Origin of the sequence: uncultured Tateyamaria sp. (assembly GCF_947503045.1) — a bacterium.
In the GTDB taxonomy this organism is placed as follows: domain Bacteria; phylum Pseudomonadota; class Alphaproteobacteria; order Rhodobacterales; family Rhodobacteraceae; genus Tateyamaria.
Genome location: NZ_CANNCF010000001.1, coordinates 199,929 through 219,224, shown reverse-complemented (window position 1 = coordinate 219,224; position 19,296 = coordinate 199,929). Strand labels below are relative to the sequence as shown.

Genomic DNA, 19,296 nt, shown 5'->3' with positions numbered 1-19,296 from the left:
ACCTCGCGGTGAACTTGACCGAGTTAAATTGATCTTGAACGCGCAATGCGCTGGGTAGGCCTCTGGATGGAGTCCGCTCGTCGCCTGTGTCGAGCAAATTTAGAGGAGACCGTCATGATCAAGAGTACCGCACTCAAGGGCACAACCGCCCTGCGCGCACTGGCCATTACCGGCGCACTTCTTGCGCCCACATTTGCATTTGCAGAAGACGTCACGCTGAAATCAGCAGACGGCACCGTCAACATTGTTGGTGAGTTCATGGGCTTTGAGGAAAACGCCTATCTCATCAAGACGGGCCTCGGCGATCTGCGCATTTCGGCGGAACGTGTCCGCTGCGAAGGCGAGGCATGCCCCGTATTTGAAACAGCCACCGCAGACGTCGTCATCGCCGGTTCGGAAACTATTGGTCTGGGCATGATGCCGCTGCTTCTCGAAGGCTATGCAGCCTTCAACGATGCGGACAGCACCGTAACATCGACCGTGAACGTCGGCGAAATCATCGCCGAAATGATTGGCGACCAAGGCTTTGGCGACCCGATGGGTTCGTTCCTTGTCTCGTCGACAAATTCGAACGACGCCTTCCAGGCTTTGATGAAAAAAGAATCCGAGATTGGCATGGCATCGCGCCGGATCACTCCTGACGAAGCGCGTGCGCTCAAGAAGGATGGTGCGGGCAACATGATCTCGCCCTCCCAGGAACACATCGTGGCGGTCGACAGCCTCGTCGTCATCGTGAACCCCGAAAACAGTGTTCAGGAACTGACCACGCAACAGGTGGCTGACATCTTTGCTGGCAAAATCACCAACTGGAAAGATCTGGGCGGCACAGATGCCGAGATCAAGCTTTATGACCGCGAAGAAGGGTCTGACACCCGGTCGGTGTTCCAGAAGGCCGTGAACCGCGGCGAGGAAGCACCCGTTGCGGCCTCTGCAACTGTCATCACGGACAGCACTGAAATGGCAATTGCCGTCAACGCGGACCCCCACGCCATCGGCTACGTGTCCTATGCGTTCCAGCGCGGTGCCAAGGCGCTGCCGCTGGTCAACGAGTGCGGCATCACAATGACACCTGATGCGTTCTCGGCCCGGACCGAGGAATACGCTCTGCAGCGTCGCCTGTATCTCTACAACCGCGACGATGCGATCAGCGACACGTCGAAGGCTCTGCTGGACTTTGCCAAATCGACCGACGCGGATGACGTCATCCAAAAGGCGGGGTTCATCAGCCTTGGCATCGATCAGGTCGAGCAAACCGCCGACAGCAACCGTGCGCGCACATTGCTGGCAGGTGATTACGACGCCTATGAAGGCAGCCTTGTTCAAGACATGCTGGGCATGATGTCGGACTATGATCGTCTGTCCTCAACCTTCCGTTTCAGATCCGGGTCTTCGCGTCTGGACGAGCGGGCGCGCCTGGACATGGCACGTCTGGCAGATTTCCTCGAACAATCGCCCAAGGGCACCGAGGTTCTGTTCGTGGGCTTCACCGACGATGTAGGTGCCTTTGACAGCAACCGTGACCTGTCCAAGCGCCGCGCAAACAGCGTGATGCAGCAGATGGTTGACGCCGCTGGCACACGTCTGGAAGGCATCAAGCTGGCCTCCGCCGGTTACGGTGAAATCGCACCGTCCGCCTGCAACAGCAGCGAAAACGGTCGCGGCATCAACCGCCGTGTCGAAGTGTGGATCTCTGTTCCAACAAACAGCTGATCCGCCTGTGACCATGGGGGGAGGGTTTGCTCTCCCCCTGCTACGACCCCCTACCATTTCGCAGGTTCACAACGCCGCGTTCACCATCGTCATGCCTTGTGCCCCCCGCACACATGTCGTCGCATTTTCGCCAGATCATCCTGATCGAAACCCCCGCCGACGTTGTCCCCGCGAAGAGCCACCAAGGTCCCGTGACCTTGACGCAAATTTTCAAGCCTGGCGCTGATGTGCCGCTGGCCTTTCGACTGGAGACAACATGCCTTTTGATTGCAAACCCCTCGCCCTCGGAGCCGCTCTTTTGATGGGTGCCGCTTCTTTTGCCACAGCCGAAGACACCGCAGAAATGGTTGTGGAAGCTGGATTTATTGAAGAAGTTGGCGCAAGTGAGCGTATCAATTATTCCGGCAAGCTCCGGATGCTCAGCCAACGTATCCCCGCCGCCGCCTGCTATTCCCATGCCGGGATCGAAACAGAGGCCAGCGCAAAACTGCTGCAAGCCGCGACCGCCGAGTTCGACCTGATCCTGAATGGTCTGCAATACGGCGAAGAAAGCCTTGGCATCATCGGTCCGGAAAAAGACCGCAAGGTCTTGGTCGACCTGGAGAAAATGTACGAGCATTGGGACAGTTTGCACGTCAAAATTGCGCATATCGTCGACAATGGCGGCACTGACGAAGAGGTGGTTCATATCGCCGACGAGAGCCATCAGGCACTCGATATCGCCAAACACCTCGTGTCGGTTCTGGTCGGCGAATATGCCGATCCGACAGCGCTGTTGCAGGCGGACGCCCTGACAATCGACATCGCCGGTCGCCAGCGCATGCTCGCCCAGCGGATTTCCAAAAACGTCTGTCTGATCAGCTCCGGCTTTGACACCGAACGGGCGATGAAAGAGCTGGAAGGTGCGCGTGGCATCTATGACGCCTCTGCAAACGCCCTGCGCTTTGGCATGCCCGAAGCGGGGATCACAGCGACCAAGAACGCCGAAATTCTGGCCAAGCTGGACGACGTGCTTGCCCTGTGGGCCGACGTGCAACCCATTCTTGACAGCGTCAAGGCGGGTGAAGACATCGGCGAAACGCAGCTGGCCACGACGTACAACGCGATGAACAGCCTGACCGGGCAGATGAACAAGATCGTCGGCATGTACAACGACGATTCCAAACTCGGTCTCTGAAGCCAACGTAATCTGATCGGGGCGGTCGCGTGCAATGCACATAGTGACCGCCCCGGCCAACCTCGCCCGAAGAAAACATTAACAAAGTCTTAAAATCTCTGCGCCCTTGCCTGAATTCCACCGCTTTTCAACGGCAAGTTGTTCCTAGCAGAGACACATTCCAAGGAGTGCCGAACGTGCAAAAACGAAAATTCCTGGCCCTGTTCGCAAGCAGTCTTGCGATTTCCACAATGCCAGCATTCGCACAAAGCCGCGCCGCTATCAGTTTTGAGGCCGTTCCCGTGGCTCCCGTTGTTCCACAGGTGCAGGTGCCGCCGCTTTTGGGTCCCAATGACCTGACAAGCCTGATGAGCGTCAGCACACCCTACGTGCTGGACATTCGCAACAAAAAGGCCAAGCGCGCGCTCTACAGCTATAGCGCGGGTCACATTCCGGGATCGGTCAATGTACCCTATGGCGAGTTTCGCGCCCTTTGGAACGATCCGCTTTCCGTACCCAGCGACGCGGATCTTTCGGCTCTCATTCAGCGCGCGGGATTGCAATCGGACGGTGCTCCGATCGTGATCGTGCATTCCAGTGCGGGCAAGGGTAACTTTGGTTCGGCTGCTTTTGTGTATTGGACGCTGAAATCAGCGGGTTTCAAGAACCTGGCCATTCTGAACGGCGGCATCAAGGGCTGGAAAGACGCCAAGCTGACCGTCACCAAGAAGGCGACAAAGATTACACCATCCGCGACCCAGGTCACTTTGAACACCGAGTGGCTGGCAACGCATGAAGACGTGGATGCGGTGTTGGACGGTACGAGTTCTGCGCAGCTTCTGGATGCGCGCCCTTTGCATCAGATCATGGAAAACGCGTCGCTTGACGGTTCTTTCGCGCTCAACGCCGAAGAACTGGTCGCCGGCGCAGGCGCCACTGCAGTTGATGACAATTCAATCTTCATGCGCATCAAGAAGGCGGATCTGGATTGGCAGTACACAGACGTCATCACCTACTGCAACAACGGGGCTTTGGCCGCTGTCGACTGGTTCATGGCCAGCGAAATCGCCGAAATCCCGAACGTTCGAATCTATGCGCATTCGTTGAATGCCAGACAGCGCGCGCAGTCGCTGTGGAACAAAGTAAGCAACTAAGATTGCAATTGAGGACAGAAATATGAAACAGCTTTCGAAAACGGCACTCAAGGCACTTTCGGTTTCGACCGTGGCTATCGCGGCCGCACAGGTATCGTTTGCCGACACGGTCATGCTCAGCACCATCGATGGACGCACAACGCTTAGTGGCGAATTGCTGGACTATGATGGTCAGAACTATACGTTGCGCACGTCGCTAGGTGATCTCATCCTGGGCGCAAGCGAAGCGATCTGCGAAGGCGACGCCTGCCCTGCCCTTGTGGCGGAAACCACCAACCTTTCGATTGCCGGTTCCGGCACGGTCACCGCCAATCTGATCCCGCAGCTCACCGAAGCCTACTTTGGGAAAATCGGCGACTCGCTGCAACGCGAGGACGCATCAGGCGGCACCACATATTTCGAGATCGGTCGCGAAGAAGGCAGCGATCTGCTGATGACGCTGGTGCATTCCAACTCGTCCAAGGGTTTTGCCGAGCTGGTCAAAGGCGATTTGCACGCGGCCTTTACCACGCGGCCTGCCAACGACGAGGAACAGGTTGCCGCCAAGGATGCCGGCATGAAGGGTCTGCGCACCGAAGCACAGGAAAGTGTCATTGCCTATGACGGGCTGATGATGGTGACCCACCCGGACAATCCCGTGCGCGCCATGACCGAGATGGACATCGCCAAGGTCTATTCCGGCGAGATCGACAACTGGGACGCGTTCGGACGCGAACCCGGACCGATCATGGTCTATGCCCGCGAAGAAGCCAGCAACTCGCGTGATCTGCTGCGGCAGGTTCTGTTGGAGCCGCACAAGACGACGCTTTCGCAGAATGTGGTTGTTCTGGGCTCTGATGCCGAGATTGCGGACGCGGTCCGTGACAACCCAGATGCGATTGGTCTGACCAGCTTTGTCCACCGCGAAGGTGTCAATGCGCTGGAAATCGAAGGGGTCTGCGGCATTCGCATCCCAGCCAACGAATTCACCATCAAGACCGGTGAATACCTGTTGTCCCGTCCGGTCTACTTCTACCACAACACTGAAATCGCACATGACGGCGTGACCGGCTTTGCCAACTTCCTGACCTCGCCCGAGGCCCGCAAGGTGATCCGCGAGGCTGGTTTCGTGGACCGCGAAGTGATCTCCAAACCGCTGAACGATCAGGGTCTGCGGGTATCGCACACCATCATGCGTGACGAAGCCTATGACAACATTTCGGGCACAAAGAGCATGCTGCAACTGATGTCGCGCTCTGATCGTCTGTCCACAACGATCCGGTTCGACAATGGCTCGACCGATCTGGACAGCACGGATTACGAAGACCTCGAAGAGCTGGCCACGCTGATCCGCTCGCCCGAATATGAGCGCTCGCACTTTTACTTCATGGGCTTTTCGGACTCGATCGGCAGCGCTGAACTGAACCAGTTCCTTGCCCTGCAACGTGCTGAGATCGTGCGCCAGGCCCTGGTGTCGCGCTACCCCGAGCTTGCCGACCGTGTCGGTGCTCGCTCCATCGGGTATGGTGAATTGTCGCCTCTGGCCTGCAACGAAACCCGCCCCGGCCGGAACGTGAACCGCCGCGTGGAGGTTTGGGTTCAGGATCCGATGACAAAACTGGCCGAAAAAATCAGCAACTGAAGACGCTGAATTTCTGAAAGCGGAGCGTTCCTTGCGGAGCGCTCCGCTTCGCCGTTTCGGGCCGGGAAATCTTGCTGCATCCTGTCGCGAACAACACGAATGGCTCGATCCAGAACACGTTCAAGATTTGCCGAGTTTGGCCATATCGCCGCACAAGCAGCGCCTGAGATGCAGGGGCGAGCGGCATCCTTATCTTTTAACGGCGGCGTCCGCCCAAGATCATGCTGAGATAGCCCCAGCCCCAGCCAATGATTCAGGTAGGAGAAGACAGTCTGCAAGAGCTGGTTTGGCTGTGTTGTCTTTTGCCTGAAATCGTCTGCCGCCGACCAAACCGCGTAGGCCAGATTGGTGATCAGGTCGTAGGCCTTGAGGATGCCCCTCTCGGAACATTGCTGCGCAATACCCTGCCGGGGAGTGGATATCCCGAAGACTCTGACACAAAAATCGAGCCGCACAACCAACCGCACACCACTTTTCGACGCCTTCTCTCGGACTTAAACCTGCGGCGAACGTCCCGCTATGCTCCACCATTCTTTTCCGTTCTGCGCAGCAAAAAAAATTCGATCCAGTGGATCGGATTTTTGGAAAAGAACGCCACGAACCCCAGCAAGAGGCGTCATCCTACACCAACGCCAGTCTCCGTACAGCCACACAGCGACCCGCGTGTCACCCCATACAGACCGGACACCCCGAATGCGGCTCAACACCCAGAATATCCGCAAGGACATTTTTCAGCGCATTCAGCGCCATCAGGGGCGTCAGGATCGGAACGCGCGGTGGGCTCAGGGACATTGTCTGGTTGAAGGTCTGCACGTTCAGGCTCGCAACCCGCGCCCCGGCCTCGACCGCTGGAAGCGGGGGCAGCATGTCGAGCTTGGGCTGCAGGCCCAGCGCCAAAGGCGGGATCGGTGGCAAAGGCAACCGGGCCATGTAATTCAGCATCGCCTGCACCTTGCCCACACCGGCCGTGGTCATGGCCCCTTCGCCAAAGGCGGCCTGAATGGCGGCCAGATCGGTCAGCGTGGCCAATTCGGACAACAGCTTGCTGGCATCAATGGGCAAGGGTGGCAGGGTCGCCAGCTTTGCCAGCAAGGCCATTGCGGCCCCGGCAAAGCTGGTCGAACTCACCGGCGGCATGGCCAGAGACGTGGGGATCGTTTCCAGCGGGCCAAGGCTCGCCAGTGTCATGGCCATGGTCTGCATCGGAATCGGCAGTGCAAATTTCGGGATCGGACCCATGCCGCGCACAGCGCCCATGGTCGCGTTGAACTTGCCGGGTGCGGGCGGCAGCCCCTCGGCCTGAGCAAAGGTGCTGTCAAGGCCGGACAAATCCATCGGGCACAAACCCTGGGCGCGCATGGACAAGGTCATTCGCGCCGCCATCACCATGTTGAACATGGGTTTCTTGGGCATATAGGCCGCCGCACTCAAAACAGGCTGCACGTTCTCGGCAAGGGACGACACCATCTCCTGCAATTCCTGCATCAGGGCGGCAATATCCGTCAGCGGCAACAGGGCCGCCAAAGAAGACAGGGACGCCATCTTGCCCATCAGCGCCGGCGGCTTGGGGGGCACCCAGGACTGGCCTACCATCGGGGTCAGAACGGCGGCCATCTTCATGTCGATGCGCGGGGCGGGTGCAGACTCCGGCATCGGCAGGCCCAGCATCGCAACCATGGTTGGCATCTGTATCGGCACAGCGCCGACAGCCAGACTGGCCTTGGGCGCAGTCAAAGCCCCGAGAGGCGCAACGCGAGGTGGGCAAAAACAAGTCATCTTGGCTCCGTGAATGCGGATTCTATTCAGTGTTCAAATTCGTCTGACCGGCACATGGGCCAACCTGCGAGCGACACTAACAGATAACCCCACAGCCGGGAATTATATTCAGCAGCCGCCCATCGGGCTCAGTCCCCGGTCACAACCCGAAACACCTCGACAGGGGCATGGATGCCCTTGAGGGACAATTCGCCCACCGTTTCAGCGGCAAAACTGTCCTCGACAGCCGTGTAGGCGCGCGGGCTCAGCAATATCTCACCGTCCTTGGCCTGATCGCACAGGCGCGCGGCAAGGTTCACCGCCGTGCCGCTGGCGGTGTAGTCATAACGCCCCGCCGATCCGACCATGCCGACGGTCGCATAGCCCAGCGATATCCCGACGCCAAAGCCCAGCCGATGCCCGTGCCTGCGCCACTTCTGGGACAGCTCCGCCATGCGGGCGCGCATCGCGAGACCAAGGCGCAGCGCATCGCCCGCCGGATCATCACAAGGCAGCGGGTCATTGAAAAGCACCATGATCCCGTCACCGGCGCGCGTGTCCACACCCGCCCCGTGTTCGGCGATCAGCACCCCCATCTCTTCGTGATAGGATTGCAGCACCTCGATGGTCTCTTCGGGCTCGGCAGTTTCACAAAAGGCGGTAAAGCCGCGGATGTCGCAAAACAACACGCCCAGAAGCGCGCGATGGCTCTTGAGCAGCGATTCCGACCCCTGACTGACCACCGTATCGGCCACCGCTGCGGGCAAAAAGCGTTTCAGAAGGCCCATCCGCTCGATCTCGCCCACCTGCGCCTCGACCCGATCCCCCAGATCGGCATTCAGCGCCTCAAGAGCACGGAACTGGCGAACGTTTTCGATGGCGATCACCGCCTGTTCGGCAAAGGTCTTGACCAGTTCCACATCGTCCGGACCAAAGGGCGCAATTTCGCGCCGGTAGAGCATGATCGCCCCGATGGCGATGTCGCCTTGCATCAGCGGGACCAGCAGAACCGAGCGGGCACCCTCGGTCTCGACCAATTCGTACCGCCATCGCCCCGAGGCCGGGAATTCAGGGTCGTTGACCAGATCAGCGCTCTGGATGATGCGGGCCTCGGCGACGGCGCGCACGGCAACCAGCCCGGAATCGGCCATGGGTTCGTTGAACTCGTTCAGGGCGGTCGCAAAATCCGGTTTGACGCCGCGAAAGGCAGGCACGCTCACATGGGTGCGTTCGGCATTGGCCATGGGCAGAAAGGCGAGCGGCGCCTTGCAGAGACGCGACGCGTTTTCGAGGATCGCCTCGAACACCGGCATCTCATCATCACGCGAGCGGCTGATGACACCCAGCACCTCGCGCGCCGCCGCCTCACGCTCAAGACGCGCCTCGATCTCGCGGAACTGGCGCACGTTCTCGATGGCAATGACGGCTTGGGCAGCAAAGGTTTCGACCAGCGCGATTTCATCGTCGGTATAGGGTTTGACCTGCTTGCGGAACAGGATCAGGGCTCCGATCCCTCCCGCATCGGTCATCAGTGGCACAAACAGGTTGGTTCGAATGCCGGAGTCCTCGACCACGCTTAGAAAATGAGACACGCCCGCGCGATAGCCATCGGTATCGGCCATGTCGTGCACATGAACCGGTTCACCCGTCACAATGGCGCGGGCGACCAGCGACACGTCGGGGTCCATGCTGACCAACCCGTCATCATAGACCTTCTGGGTGGCCGCCTCGATTCCATAGCCCGCCACCAGCGACTGGTGCGCCTCGCCTGTGCGGCCCATGGCGAGCCCGGCGGCATCCGCTCCGCACAACTCGGCGGCCTGTTTCAGGATCAGATCAAAGACCGGCACCTCGTCCTCGCGCGACCGGCTGATCAGGCTCAACACTTTGGCCATGCCCCGCTCACGCTCCAGCCGGGTCTGCACCTCGCGGAACTGGCGGACGTTCTCGATGGCGATCACGGCCTGTGCGGCAAAGGTTTCGACCAGCGCAATCTCGGATGGATCGAACGGCTGAACGTCGCGGCGGAACAGGGTCAGGTTGCCGATGGCCATCCCGTCCCGCAACAAGGGCACAAACAGGACGCTGCGGATATTCGACGAATCAACCATCGACCGCACCACGGGGCTGCCCGCCGCATAGAGATCACTTTGCTGCATGTCGTCAAAGGCGATGAGGCGCCCTTCTATGATCGAACGGGCGGCATAGGACAGATCGGCGTCCATTTTCATCTGACCCGTCCGGAACAGCTCGATGGCCTCGGGGAACATGCCCACATGCGCTGCCAGCTCTTGCGCTGCGTCCTGCGCGGTGCCCAGGATCAGCCCGGCCAGCGGGGCGTTGCACAGGGCACAGGCATTGCGCAGAATCGCATCGAACACCGGGCCCTGATCCTCACGGCTTTCGCTGATAACACCAAGGATTTCGGACGAAGCCCGCTCGCGCGCCAGCCGCTCCTGCACCTCGCGGAACTGACGGACGTTTTCGATGGCGATGACGGCTTGGGCGGCAAAGGTTTCGACCAGCGCGATCTCGGAAGGCGAAAACGGGCGCGGCGCGCGGCGTGACAAGGTGATGTTGCCAAAGGCTACGCCGTCCTGCAGCAGCGGCACACACAGATGGGCCAGCACGCCGTCCTCATCCACGAATTTGCGGCGCCCGGGCTGGCCCTGCTTGTATTCCTCGGTCTCGCGCATGTCCTCGACATGGACGACGCGTGCCTCGCGCACGGCAACGCACATGGCCGCCGGCTCATCAATGGCAAAGGTGGTGTCGACCGGGAACGATCCGTCCGAGTCCTTACTGCCAATGGCCATGATCACCAGATGAGTGCCTGCGGCATTCAGGAGTTGCAGACCACTCCCTTCGGCATCGCACAGCCGCTCGGCACGCTCTAGAATGGCGCGAAAGACGGGCGCCTCGTCGTCGCGGTTCCTGGCCATGACGTCCAGAATCTCATGGGTCGCCGCAAGATGCGCGCGCGCATCATGCAGCGCGTGGCTGTCGGCGATGTCCCCTTGCTTTGCCACTGGTCATCCAAATTCATACAAATTTGCTTCACGTTAGAGGGGCGCAGATGATATGGCCAGCCAGATGAGTATGCCGCCTGTACACAGGCCCGTATGATCCCATTTCCGCTGCACCGCACAACGAAAAAGCGGCACCCGAAGGTGCCGCTTTGGTGTTCAGTTTGAGGGTGGTCGCACCCCCCGGGGCCAAGCCCGGATCAGACCCCCGGGGCTCCGCCTCAGCGTCGCGCCAAATCGCGGCGCGTCACCCGACAGAGGCAAATGCGTTTGCCGAAGTCGGGCGCAAGGTCTTCAATCGCTCCCCCGGAGCGATTGCCGGGCCAAGCCCGGATCAGACCTTGCCCTTCCATGGGATCAGCCAGTTTTCCAGCTTGCGCATGCCGACTTCGATGGCAAAGCCGATGACGCCGATCACGATGATGCCGACGATGATGATGTCGGTCAGCTGGAACTTGGAGGCGGTCACGATCATCTTGCCCAAGCCCACGTTGGCAGCCACAAGCTCGGCGGCCACAACCGTACCCCAACAGACACCCATGGCCACGCGGGCACCGGTAAAGATGTCAGGCAGCGAGTTGGGAACAATGACCTTGCTCAGGATCTGCCACTTGGAGGCCCCCAGCGAATAAGCGGCATGAACCTTGGTGATGGCCACCCCGGACACGCCGGAGCGGGCGGCAATGATCATGATCCACAAGGCAGCCAGGAACAGCAGCACGACCTTCCCGACCTCTCCGATCCCGAACCAGATGATGATCAGCGGGATCAGGGCCAAGGGCGGCACGGGGCGCATGAATTCCACAATCGGATCGAACCAGCCACGCGACCAGCTTGTCAGACCCATCGCATAGCCGATGGGAATGCCAACCAGTGCCCCGATGATAAAGCCCAGCAAAACGCGCTGCAACGAATAGCGGGTGTGCTCCAGCAGGGTGTAGCCCTGATAGCCCTCCTTGTTCAGCCAGATAAAGCGCTGGAAAACGACCTCCGGCGCGGGCAGGTACAGGCGGGCCATGCGCAGACCAACTGCTGGCTCGAAGGTGGGCGTGCCCTTGTCGGTCAGACCGATGGTGCCCTCAGGCACCTTGATCTTGTCGCCCGGCTCCACCGGCTGGCCATTCAGGGCAATGATGGACGAACCATCGGCCTTGGACACATCGTCGTTCTGCCAGACATTGACCACCTTGAACCCATAGCGGGCCACGGTGAGCGTGTCGTTCTTGGCAAACCCGTCGCCGGGCTCGACCTCGGCCTCATCCGGTTCACGGCCCGGATTGCCCTCTTCGTCGAGGGTCAGCTGAATGTCTTCGCGATAGACGCGCATCGTGACGGTGGCATCGTCGGTCGACCCATCCTCAAGCTGCGCGGTGTAGGTAAAGTTCATGTCGCCGGAAAACGGACCCGGAAACTTGGGCAGCGGAATGGCCGAGTTGGTAAAGGCCACCCACAGCCAGAACACCGTGATGACCGAGATGACCGAGGCCACGCGGTTTGCGGTGATCGCACTTTCGTCCCCGAAGGTGACGGTTTTCAGCTTGTTGAAACCCTTCTTTTCGAAGGCGCTCTTGAACGCCATCCGCGCCAGAAAGAACGAGCCGAAAAAGGCACCGACATAAAGAACAATGACAAGCAGGCCAATCATGCGCTTTCCTCCGTCCGGCCCATGATTTCTTCTTCCATGTTCCAGATCATTTCGAGAATTTCTTCCCGGGTCTTGTTGTAATCCTTGTGTTTCTTCACTTCGCGCAAGTCATTGCCCACACCAAGATCCGCAAAGGGCAGACGGTATTCCTTGTGCACGCGGCCCGGACGCGGGGCCATGACCAGCAAACGCTCGCCCAGCAGCAACGCCTCTTCGACCGAGTGGGTGATCAGGATGATGGTCTTGCCGGTGTCCTTCCACAGATCGAGGACAAGGCTCTGCATCTTTTCGCGGGTCAGCGCATCCAGCGCGCCCAGCGGTTCGTCCATCAGGATGACGTCCGGATCGTTGGCAAGGCAGCGGGCCAGGGCCACACGCTGCTGCATCCCGCCGGACAGTTCGTAGATGGCCTTTTCATGAAAGTCCTGCAGACCGACCACCTCAAGTAGGTGCTCCACCTTCTCGCGGCTTTCGGCACGGGACACACCCTTCATGTCAGGGCCGAAGGACACGTTTTCCTTGACGTTCATCCATTCAAACAGCGCGCCCTGCTGGAACACCATCCCGCGTTCGGGACTGGGTCCAAAGACCTGATGGTCGTTCAGCACGATCTCGCCCTCGGTGGGGGCGAGAAAACCCGCCACGATGTTCAGCAATGTTGTTTTGCCACAGCCCGAAGGGCCTAGGACGCTCATCAGTTCTCCGGACTGAATGTCCAGCGATACGCCCTGCAAGGCCTGCACGTGTCCGCCATTCGGCAGATCGAACCGCATTGAAATATTGTTTATTGAAAGCCCGCCCACGGGTGTCCCCTTCTTGTCAGGATGGTCTGCCACTGGCTGTGCGGCGCCATAAGGTGCGGACGCCCGCAAGGGGCGCCCGCGTTAGTAGATCGTGCTTACTGGGACAGAGGCCCGGTGTTCACGTTGTCCTCGTAAGAGGCCTTGGCCGCATCGATGGATTCTGCCGCCACAAAGACGTCGGCGACACCTTTCATGAAGGTGGCCGCGTTGCCGCCAAGCCAGGCTTGGGACAGCTGCTCTTCGACAGTCGGGAAGACGAAGGTGGACAGGGTCGATGCCGCGTCATCCTCGGACATACCGGCGTCTTTCGCGATCACGGGCAGCATCTTGGCGCGGTTGGCTTCGTCCGCCCACATCGCGTTGGCTTCTGCCGTCACGTCAAGGAAGGCCGCAACCAGATCAGAGCTTTCGGCGACAAAGGATGTCGGCGCAGTTGTCGCGTCAAACACCAAAATGCCCAGCTCGGTCTTTTCCGCGCCGGTCAGCAGCACGTTGCCGGACTCGGTCATGCGACGCAGCGCGCCACCCCAGCCACAGGCCATGTCCACGGACCCCTGGCTCAGGGCCGCTTCACCTTCGGCAGGCGCCATGTCGACAACATCAAGGCTGTCGATAGAGACGTTGAAGTGCTCCATCTGCTTGAGGAAGCCGTAGTGGGCGGCGGTGCCCAGCGGCACGGCGACTTTCTTGCCCGCCAGTTCAGAGGCCGAGGACTTGTCGATCTCGAGATCGGCGCGCACAACGCAGTTGTCGTTGTCCGCATAAGACACGGCCACGTCGACAACCTGCAGGTCCTGACCCGCGGATGTGGCGACGACGAAGGGTGGGATACCCTGGCTTACAGACAGTTGAACGTCGCCCGAGGCCATCGCCGCAGACATCGCCGTACCGGTGTCAAAGCTGACCCAGTTGACTTTGACGCCCATGGCTTCGTCATACATGCCGGTTTCTTTGGCGAACTGGAACGGCATGGGCCATTCGAGGAAATAGCCAACAGTGATTTCACCGTGGCCGTCGGCAAATGCGCCCTGCGCACCTGCCAGCATTGCAGTGGCTGCAACAGCACCCATCAGCTTGGATTTGAAGGTCATATGTTTACTCCCGTGGTTCGCACAGCCCGTTGGACCGCGCGTTCTGGATTAGGTTTCGGGCGGTGATCCGCCTCTCGTGGCACACAATTGCTTGTAGCGCTGGCGCGATCCGAGCCGATAATGCGCCTAGGATCAATGTTTATTCAAAGAAACGATCACAATGACGAAGGTGTGATGTGAACCTTTGGAATATCGAAAAGGATGGCAGGTGCCTGAAAATAAGGCGATTTGTCCGATACACCCGCAAAAGCACCGCTCCAAAGGGTGTCATCTGGCCGTATGAACTGGCCTAAACTGGCCCTATGGTGGCGCGTAGATTCTCAGCGATTATGCCGCCACGCGGGGGCCAGATTCCTTTTGAACATTGGCCCCGCTCTTCATCGAAAGGTTCCAAACCCATGGACGGCACGTTCAACGAAAACGATATCAGCCGTGTGATCGAAGCGGATCGCGCGAATGTGTGGCACCACCTGGTTCAGCACCAGCCCTTCTTTACGGGCGCCGACCCCAAGATCATCGTCGAGGGCAAGGGAATCAATGTCTGGGACCAGAAGGGCATCGAACATATCGACGCGGTGTCCGGCGGCGTCTGGACGGTCAACGTCGGCTACGGCCGTGAAACGATCGGCGACGCGGTGCGCGACGCGATTGTGAAGATGAACTTCTTTGGCGGCACCGTGGGCTCGATCCCCGGCGCGCTCTTTGCCGAAAAGCTGTTGACCAAGATGCCGGGCATGGACCGGGTCTATTACTGCAACTCCGGCTCCGAGGCGAACGAGAAAGCCTTCAAGATGGTGCGCCAGATCGCGCACAAGCGCTATGGCGGCAAGAAACACAAGATCCTCTACCGCGACCGCGACTATCACGGCACCACGATTGCCTGCCTGTCTGCAGGTGGCCAGGACGAACGCAACGCACAATACGGGCCCTACACACCGGGTTTCGTGCGCGTGCCGCACTGCCTTGAGTACCGCAAGCACGAACAGGACGGCGCGCCCGATCAGAACTACGGCGAATGGGCGGCCAACCAGATCGAGGAAATCATCCTGCGCGAAGGCCCCGACACCGTGGGCGCGCTCTGCCTTGAGCCGGTCACCGCAGGCGGCGGCGTGATCGAGGCACCCGACGGCTACTGGCCCCGGGTGCAGGAAATCTGCAAGAAATACGACATCCTGCTGCATATCGACGAGGTCGTCTGTGGCGTTGGTCGGACCGGCGAATGGTTCGGCTACCAGCACTACGGCATCAAACCCGACTTCGTGACGATGGCCAAAGGCGTCGCCTCGGGCTATGCGGCGATTGCCTGCATGGTCACCACCAACGACGTGTTCGACATGTTCAAGGACGACACCTCGGACAACATGAACTACTTCCGCGACATCTCGACCTTTGGCGGCTGCACCGCCGGGCCCGCAGCGGCCATCGAAAACATGCGGATCATCGAAGACGAGGACCTGCTGGGCAACACCGTGGCCATGGGCGACTACATGCTCGACCAACTGCGCGCGCTCAAGGACAAGCACGAAGCCATCGGCGACGTGCGTGGCAAGGGCCTGTTCCTCGGTGCCGAACTGGTCGCAGACCGCAGCACCCGCGAACCGGCGGATGAGAAACTGGTGCAGGCGGTGGTCGGCAACTGCATGAAGCAGGCGGTGATCATCGGGGCGACCAACCGGTCCCTGCCGGGTCGGAACAACACGCTGTGCTTCTCGCCTGCGCTGATCGCCACCAAGGACAACATCGACCACATTGTGGGCGCCGTGGACAAGGCGCTGACAGAGGTCTTCGGTTAAGCCTCAACAGCTTGAAACGCAATGAAAAAGGCCCCGGTCATCGCCGGGGCCTTTTTGCATAATCGGGGCAGGTGCGTCAGACCGCGTGTCTGCGCAATCCAGCCAGCATTCCAATCCCCGCCAACAGGAACCACGCCGCCGCGGGCAGGGGGACGACGCCCACATTGCCTTCGGTGTCCGAGGCCGCGATGCGGAGGTTGTCAAAGGCCGCATAGCCCCCCGACAACAGGTCAATCTGCAGGGTCACCAGACCGTCGGTGGTGTCCTTGGCATCCAGCCCAAAGGTAAAGGTCGAAAAGTCGATCACGTGCCGCGCCGAGGCGTCCGGGGAAAACACCTTGCGGTCCAGCAAGGTGCCGCCACCAATCCCGCCCGTGCCCTGCCCGTCAAACAGCGAGAACTGGAAATCGGGCGTGGTGTCAAAACTGCCGGAATGAAATGGCGCACCACAGCATTCCAGATCAAGGTTGGTCAGATCGATCTGCACGTTCAGGAAATCAAACCCGGTGACATCAAAGGTCAGGCCCAGCAGATCGTCCTGTGCGGTCGACAGCATCCCGATCACAAAATCTCCGGATTGGGCCAGATCGCCGGTGTAACCGCCAATCGAGTTGAACTGCCGGTCACCGCCGGGATTTGTGCTGTCGGTGACGTTGATGGTCTCGACCGTGAACGTGTTGCCAAAGGTGAACCCGGCAGGCTGGTTGCCATAGTTCACGTTGACCTTCTGGGCGTCCACATCGGATCGCCTGCTGCCGATAAAGGCGTTCGGATTCTCGAAATCCTGATCGTAAAGGACGGTGGTACTGGCCGCAAAGGCCGTGCTTCCCAATCCCAGTGACAGTGATGCGGCCAAGGCCAGCAGACGGAAATTATGCGTCAGAATAGTCATAACAGTCCCCAAATTCAGTTTTCCTAATGATGCGACCGTAACGGGTTTCGCGCTGAATTTGAAGTCCACGATCCGGACAGCGCGCCAAACGGGCGGGCGACACGCCCGCCTTACTCAGTCCCGCCGCCTGTCGTACCAAGTGAAACCGCATTGAGCATGGGGTTAATTCGGGCCAGTTTCTCAAACTGGTCGCAGATGGTCGCGCCTTCGTCTGGTGTTGTCCAAGCCTTCATCGTTTGTGAAAAAAACGGGCCATTCTTCAAAGACACCGCGCCTTGATCAAGTTGGGACATGTCTTCATCTCGCGCCAATAACAGTCCGTCCCACGGTTCTTCTGCCTTTCGCTGAACAGTTTTGCGATTGGCCAAAACACTGGCGAACCCAGAAACAGATTCAGAACCTTGCGTCAGCATCACCGACGCCGCCAAATGAATTGTGCAGCCGTCGCAATCCAGATCATGGATGTAAGAGCCGGCGAACACCAATCGATACCCCTGCGATCGAAACGAAAACGGTTCAGCCAGCATAACTTGCCTGAGCGTCACTTCGTCCATGTAGGGTTGATCAATCGATTCAAGCACCAAAAGTGCACCGAGCGCTACGCCACCATTTCTGTCTTGTGTAAGTAGCTCCAAGGCAGTTTTCGTTCGTTCACCAAGTGCCGGGCTTTTGGCCAGATTCGCGATTGCACCCAAAGTTGCATCACTTGGACGGGAAAACAGAACATGCACTGGATGAAAGCCCAACCCGCAGGCCTCAGTCTCCGCAGCGTAAGTGACGATTGGCTTGCCAACTCCGCGGCGGCCAATCGTGTTTAACCATTCTGTCAAAGACCGGGTTTCAATCGAAGCAAGCATCTGATTTCGGAGATCATTCTCCAGCTCTATGGTAGATATCTCATTTTGCGTTATTGCTTCTGCGGTTTGCTCGCTCAACCATCTGGTCTGCGCCGCCATCACCTCGGTCTGTTCGCCGATCCGTTCGGTCTGCACGCGCAGGGTGCGGGTCTGTTCAAACAGCAGCACAGTGCCGACAAAGGCGCCAAAGGCCAGCAACAGCCCAAGGGCCGCACCAATCACCCAGCGGTAAAAGTTAGACCACGCATACCAGCCGACTCCGCCCTGCACCAAGGCGCGGGCATGGCGCGCCGCCGCGTCCGCGTCGCCCTTGCTGGCCGCCGTCACCGCATCCACCAGCGATCCGCTCACCTCTTCCAGCGTGGTTTCGGCACGCCCGACCAGACGGCGCAGGATCCGGTCGCGAAAAAACAGTGCGATGACCAGAACCACGACCAGCGCCGACACCCCGGCAAAGATAAAGACAGCCGCCTGACGCAACCGCTCTTCGGCCACGCCCATGATCCCGGCAGCGATGGGGACAATCAGCAAGGCCGCCGCAAAGAACCCGATCCAGAATGACAGATGCTTGCCCATGGCTCATCCTGCGACGATTCAATCAAGGCGGGCAAGGGTTGCGCGCCCCTCTGACCTCACCTGCACAATCGGGCCCAAAGGACGGACCAGACGGCACCGCAGGGTGAGTCGCGCAGCGTTACAAAGTTGCAAGAAACACGCCCGACGTCCGATTATTAGCGCCAGGGCCGGGACAATTTCCAAAAATTTCGCGCAATTGTAGTGAAATGCATTGAAAATTTCAGCCACCACCCAGTCTGGGATTGCTTTGAAGGCGTTTGGCTGGCACCCTATCCCGGTAACGGAAATGTGGGATTCTGTCCCGACCACGGCTATTTGTTAAGGTCATTAGGAGTAAACTTATGAAACGCAACTTTCTCAAAGCAGCGGCAGCGAGCGTTTTCATCGCTCTGTCCAGCCCTGCGTCTGCACTGACATTCGTGCTGGATTTCGACACCATCGGCAGCAGTGACATCTTCGGATCAACCACCAACGCCTTCAACTCGACCCCGTTCGGCTTTTCCGGCCTGAACGACACCGAGATCAAGAACGGCGTTCTGCAGAAGGTCGAAAACCACTTCCGCCAGTACCCGACTGTTGGCCTCAATCCCAGCAGCCCCCTGCCCGTCGGCCAGGAACTCGACATTGACTTCGTGATCGGCTCCATCGGCAATGCGCCGTCCAACATGGACACCGAATACTACTTCATGCAAATCGGGACCGCCGTTCCGGCCAACCCCGGGCTCTTTGGTCAGGCTTGCCTGTCCTGCGTGCGCAACGCTGCCGGCTCTGGCCCAAACTTCGGTGTGACAACAGGCGCAGTTGTCGGCTCCATCTACACCGACGCCATTTCGAGCATTGCCGGCCTTGCCGCCGACAACGACCAGCTCTTCAACCTGATCGCGGGCACAACCTCGCACGAAATCGCCCACGCCCTGTCGCTTGAGCACGCAGGTGCCCAAGCCGCGAACCCCGGCGAGTCCGCCTGGGGCGTGATGGGGTCCGGCGCGACATCCATGCCGAACAGCCAGCGCGTACTGGATCGCGAATTCACATATGCCAAGTTCGGCCAGCTGATTGGTGCCGTCGGTCTGCGCGATGTGCAGGTCACGCCAAATCCAAACCCCGTGCCACTGCCCGCAATGGGCTGGGCGCTGCTGGCGGTCTGCGCAGGCTTTGGTGCCTATGGCCGCCGGTCCACGAAAAAGGCCGCCTGAGGGCGAACCGAACCATGCGAG

General features: G+C 59.6%; 13 protein-coding genes and 1 pseudogene. 6 read left to right on the top strand and 8 right to left on the bottom strand.

Features of this window, described 5'->3' with window-relative positions:
- Positions 1 to 114: 114 nt before the first annotated feature.
- The 4 genes from Q1A89_RS01060 to Q1A89_RS01045 all read left to right on the top strand — a co-directional run bounded on the left by Q1A89_RS01060 (position 115) and on the right by Q1A89_RS01045 (position 5,641).
- Positions 115 to 1,710, top strand: coding sequence for a phosphate ABC transporter substrate-binding/OmpA family protein (locus Q1A89_RS01060; RefSeq protein ID WP_299722465.1), 1,596 nt, complete (start codon positions 115 to 117; stop codon positions 1,708 to 1,710).
- A gap of 301 nt (positions 1,711 to 2,011) precedes the next feature.
- On the top strand, positions 2,012 to 2,887 hold the full coding sequence (locus Q1A89_RS01055) for a type IV pili methyl-accepting chemotaxis transducer N-terminal domain-containing protein (protein WP_299722462.1): 876 nt from the start codon (positions 2,012 to 2,014) through the stop codon (positions 2,885 to 2,887).
- Between the two features lie 167 nt (positions 2,888 to 3,054).
- Positions 3,055 to 4,020 (top strand): rhodanese-like domain-containing protein, encoded by a 966-nt coding sequence (locus tag Q1A89_RS01050; RefSeq protein WP_299722459.1) that lies wholly within the window; start codon positions 3,055 to 3,057, stop codon positions 4,018 to 4,020.
- Positions 4,021 to 4,042: 22 nt separating this feature from the next.
- Positions 4,043 to 5,641, top strand: coding sequence for a phosphate ABC transporter substrate-binding/OmpA family protein (locus tag Q1A89_RS01045; protein WP_299722456.1), 1,599 nt, complete (start codon positions 4,043 to 4,045; stop codon positions 5,639 to 5,641).
- A gap of 214 nt (positions 5,642 to 5,855) precedes the next feature.
- On the opposite strand, the pseudogene Q1A89_RS01040 reads toward Q1A89_RS01045, so the two are convergent.
- The 6 genes and pseudogenes from Q1A89_RS01040 to Q1A89_RS01015 all read right to left on the bottom strand — a co-directional run.
- A pseudogene (locus Q1A89_RS01040) lies at positions 5,856 to 6,015 on the bottom strand (IS3 family transposase); the annotation flags it as partial.
- Positions 6,016 to 6,307: 292 nt separating this feature from the next.
- Positions 6,308 to 7,375, bottom strand: coding sequence for a hypothetical protein (locus tag Q1A89_RS01035; protein WP_299722453.1), 1,068 nt, complete (start codon positions 7,373 to 7,375; stop codon positions 6,308 to 6,310).
- A 170-nt stretch (positions 7,376 to 7,545) separates the two neighbouring features.
- Positions 7,546 to 10,425, bottom strand: a complete 2,880-nt coding sequence (locus tag Q1A89_RS01030; RefSeq protein ID WP_299722450.1) for a GAF domain-containing protein — start codon at positions 10,423 to 10,425, stop codon at positions 7,546 to 7,548.
- 331 nt (positions 10,426 to 10,756) lie between these two features.
- Positions 10,757 to 12,067, bottom strand: a complete 1,311-nt coding sequence (locus Q1A89_RS01025; protein ID WP_299722447.1) for an ABC transporter permease subunit — start codon at positions 12,065 to 12,067, stop codon at positions 10,757 to 10,759.
- Positions 12,064 to 12,870: an ABC transporter ATP-binding protein gene (locus Q1A89_RS01020; protein ID WP_299722444.1), complete on the bottom strand. Its 807-nt coding sequence runs from the start codon at positions 12,868 to 12,870 to the stop codon at positions 12,064 to 12,066. The genes Q1A89_RS01025 and Q1A89_RS01020 overlap by 4 nt, the downstream gene beginning before the upstream one ends.
- A gap of 95 nt (positions 12,871 to 12,965) precedes the next feature.
- Positions 12,966 to 13,961, bottom strand: coding sequence for an ABC transporter substrate-binding protein (locus Q1A89_RS01015; protein ID WP_299722442.1), 996 nt, complete (start codon positions 13,959 to 13,961; stop codon positions 12,966 to 12,968).
- A gap of 398 nt (positions 13,962 to 14,359) precedes the next feature.
- Between Q1A89_RS01015 and Q1A89_RS01010 the strand changes: the two genes are divergently transcribed.
- The gene (locus tag Q1A89_RS01010; protein ID WP_299722439.1) at positions 14,360 to 15,754 is read left to right on the top strand and encodes an aminotransferase class III-fold pyridoxal phosphate-dependent enzyme; all 1,395 of its coding nucleotides are present in this window, start codon (positions 14,360 to 14,362) and stop codon (positions 15,752 to 15,754) included.
- A gap of 76 nt (positions 15,755 to 15,830) precedes the next feature.
- Here the strand turns inward: Q1A89_RS01010 and Q1A89_RS01005 are convergent, their stop codons facing one another.
- Together Q1A89_RS01005 and Q1A89_RS01000 are read right to left on the bottom strand one after the other, a co-directional pair.
- The gene (locus Q1A89_RS01005) at positions 15,831 to 16,646 is read right to left on the bottom strand and encodes a VPLPA-CTERM sorting domain-containing protein (RefSeq protein WP_299722436.1); all 816 of its coding nucleotides are present in this window, start codon (positions 16,644 to 16,646) and stop codon (positions 15,831 to 15,833) included.
- Positions 16,647 to 16,756: 110 nt separating this feature from the next.
- The gene (locus Q1A89_RS01000; protein ID WP_299722433.1) at positions 16,757 to 18,079 is read right to left on the bottom strand and encodes a hypothetical protein; all 1,323 of its coding nucleotides are present in this window, start codon (positions 18,077 to 18,079) and stop codon (positions 16,757 to 16,759) included.
- 341 nt (positions 18,080 to 18,420) lie between these two features.
- Here Q1A89_RS01000 and Q1A89_RS00995 point away from each other — a divergent pair, with 341 nt between their 5' ends.
- On the top strand, positions 18,421 to 19,275 hold the full coding sequence (locus tag Q1A89_RS00995; RefSeq protein WP_299722430.1) for a hypothetical protein: 855 nt from the start codon (positions 18,421 to 18,423) through the stop codon (positions 19,273 to 19,275).
- Positions 19,276 to 19,296: the final 21 nt, after the last annotated feature.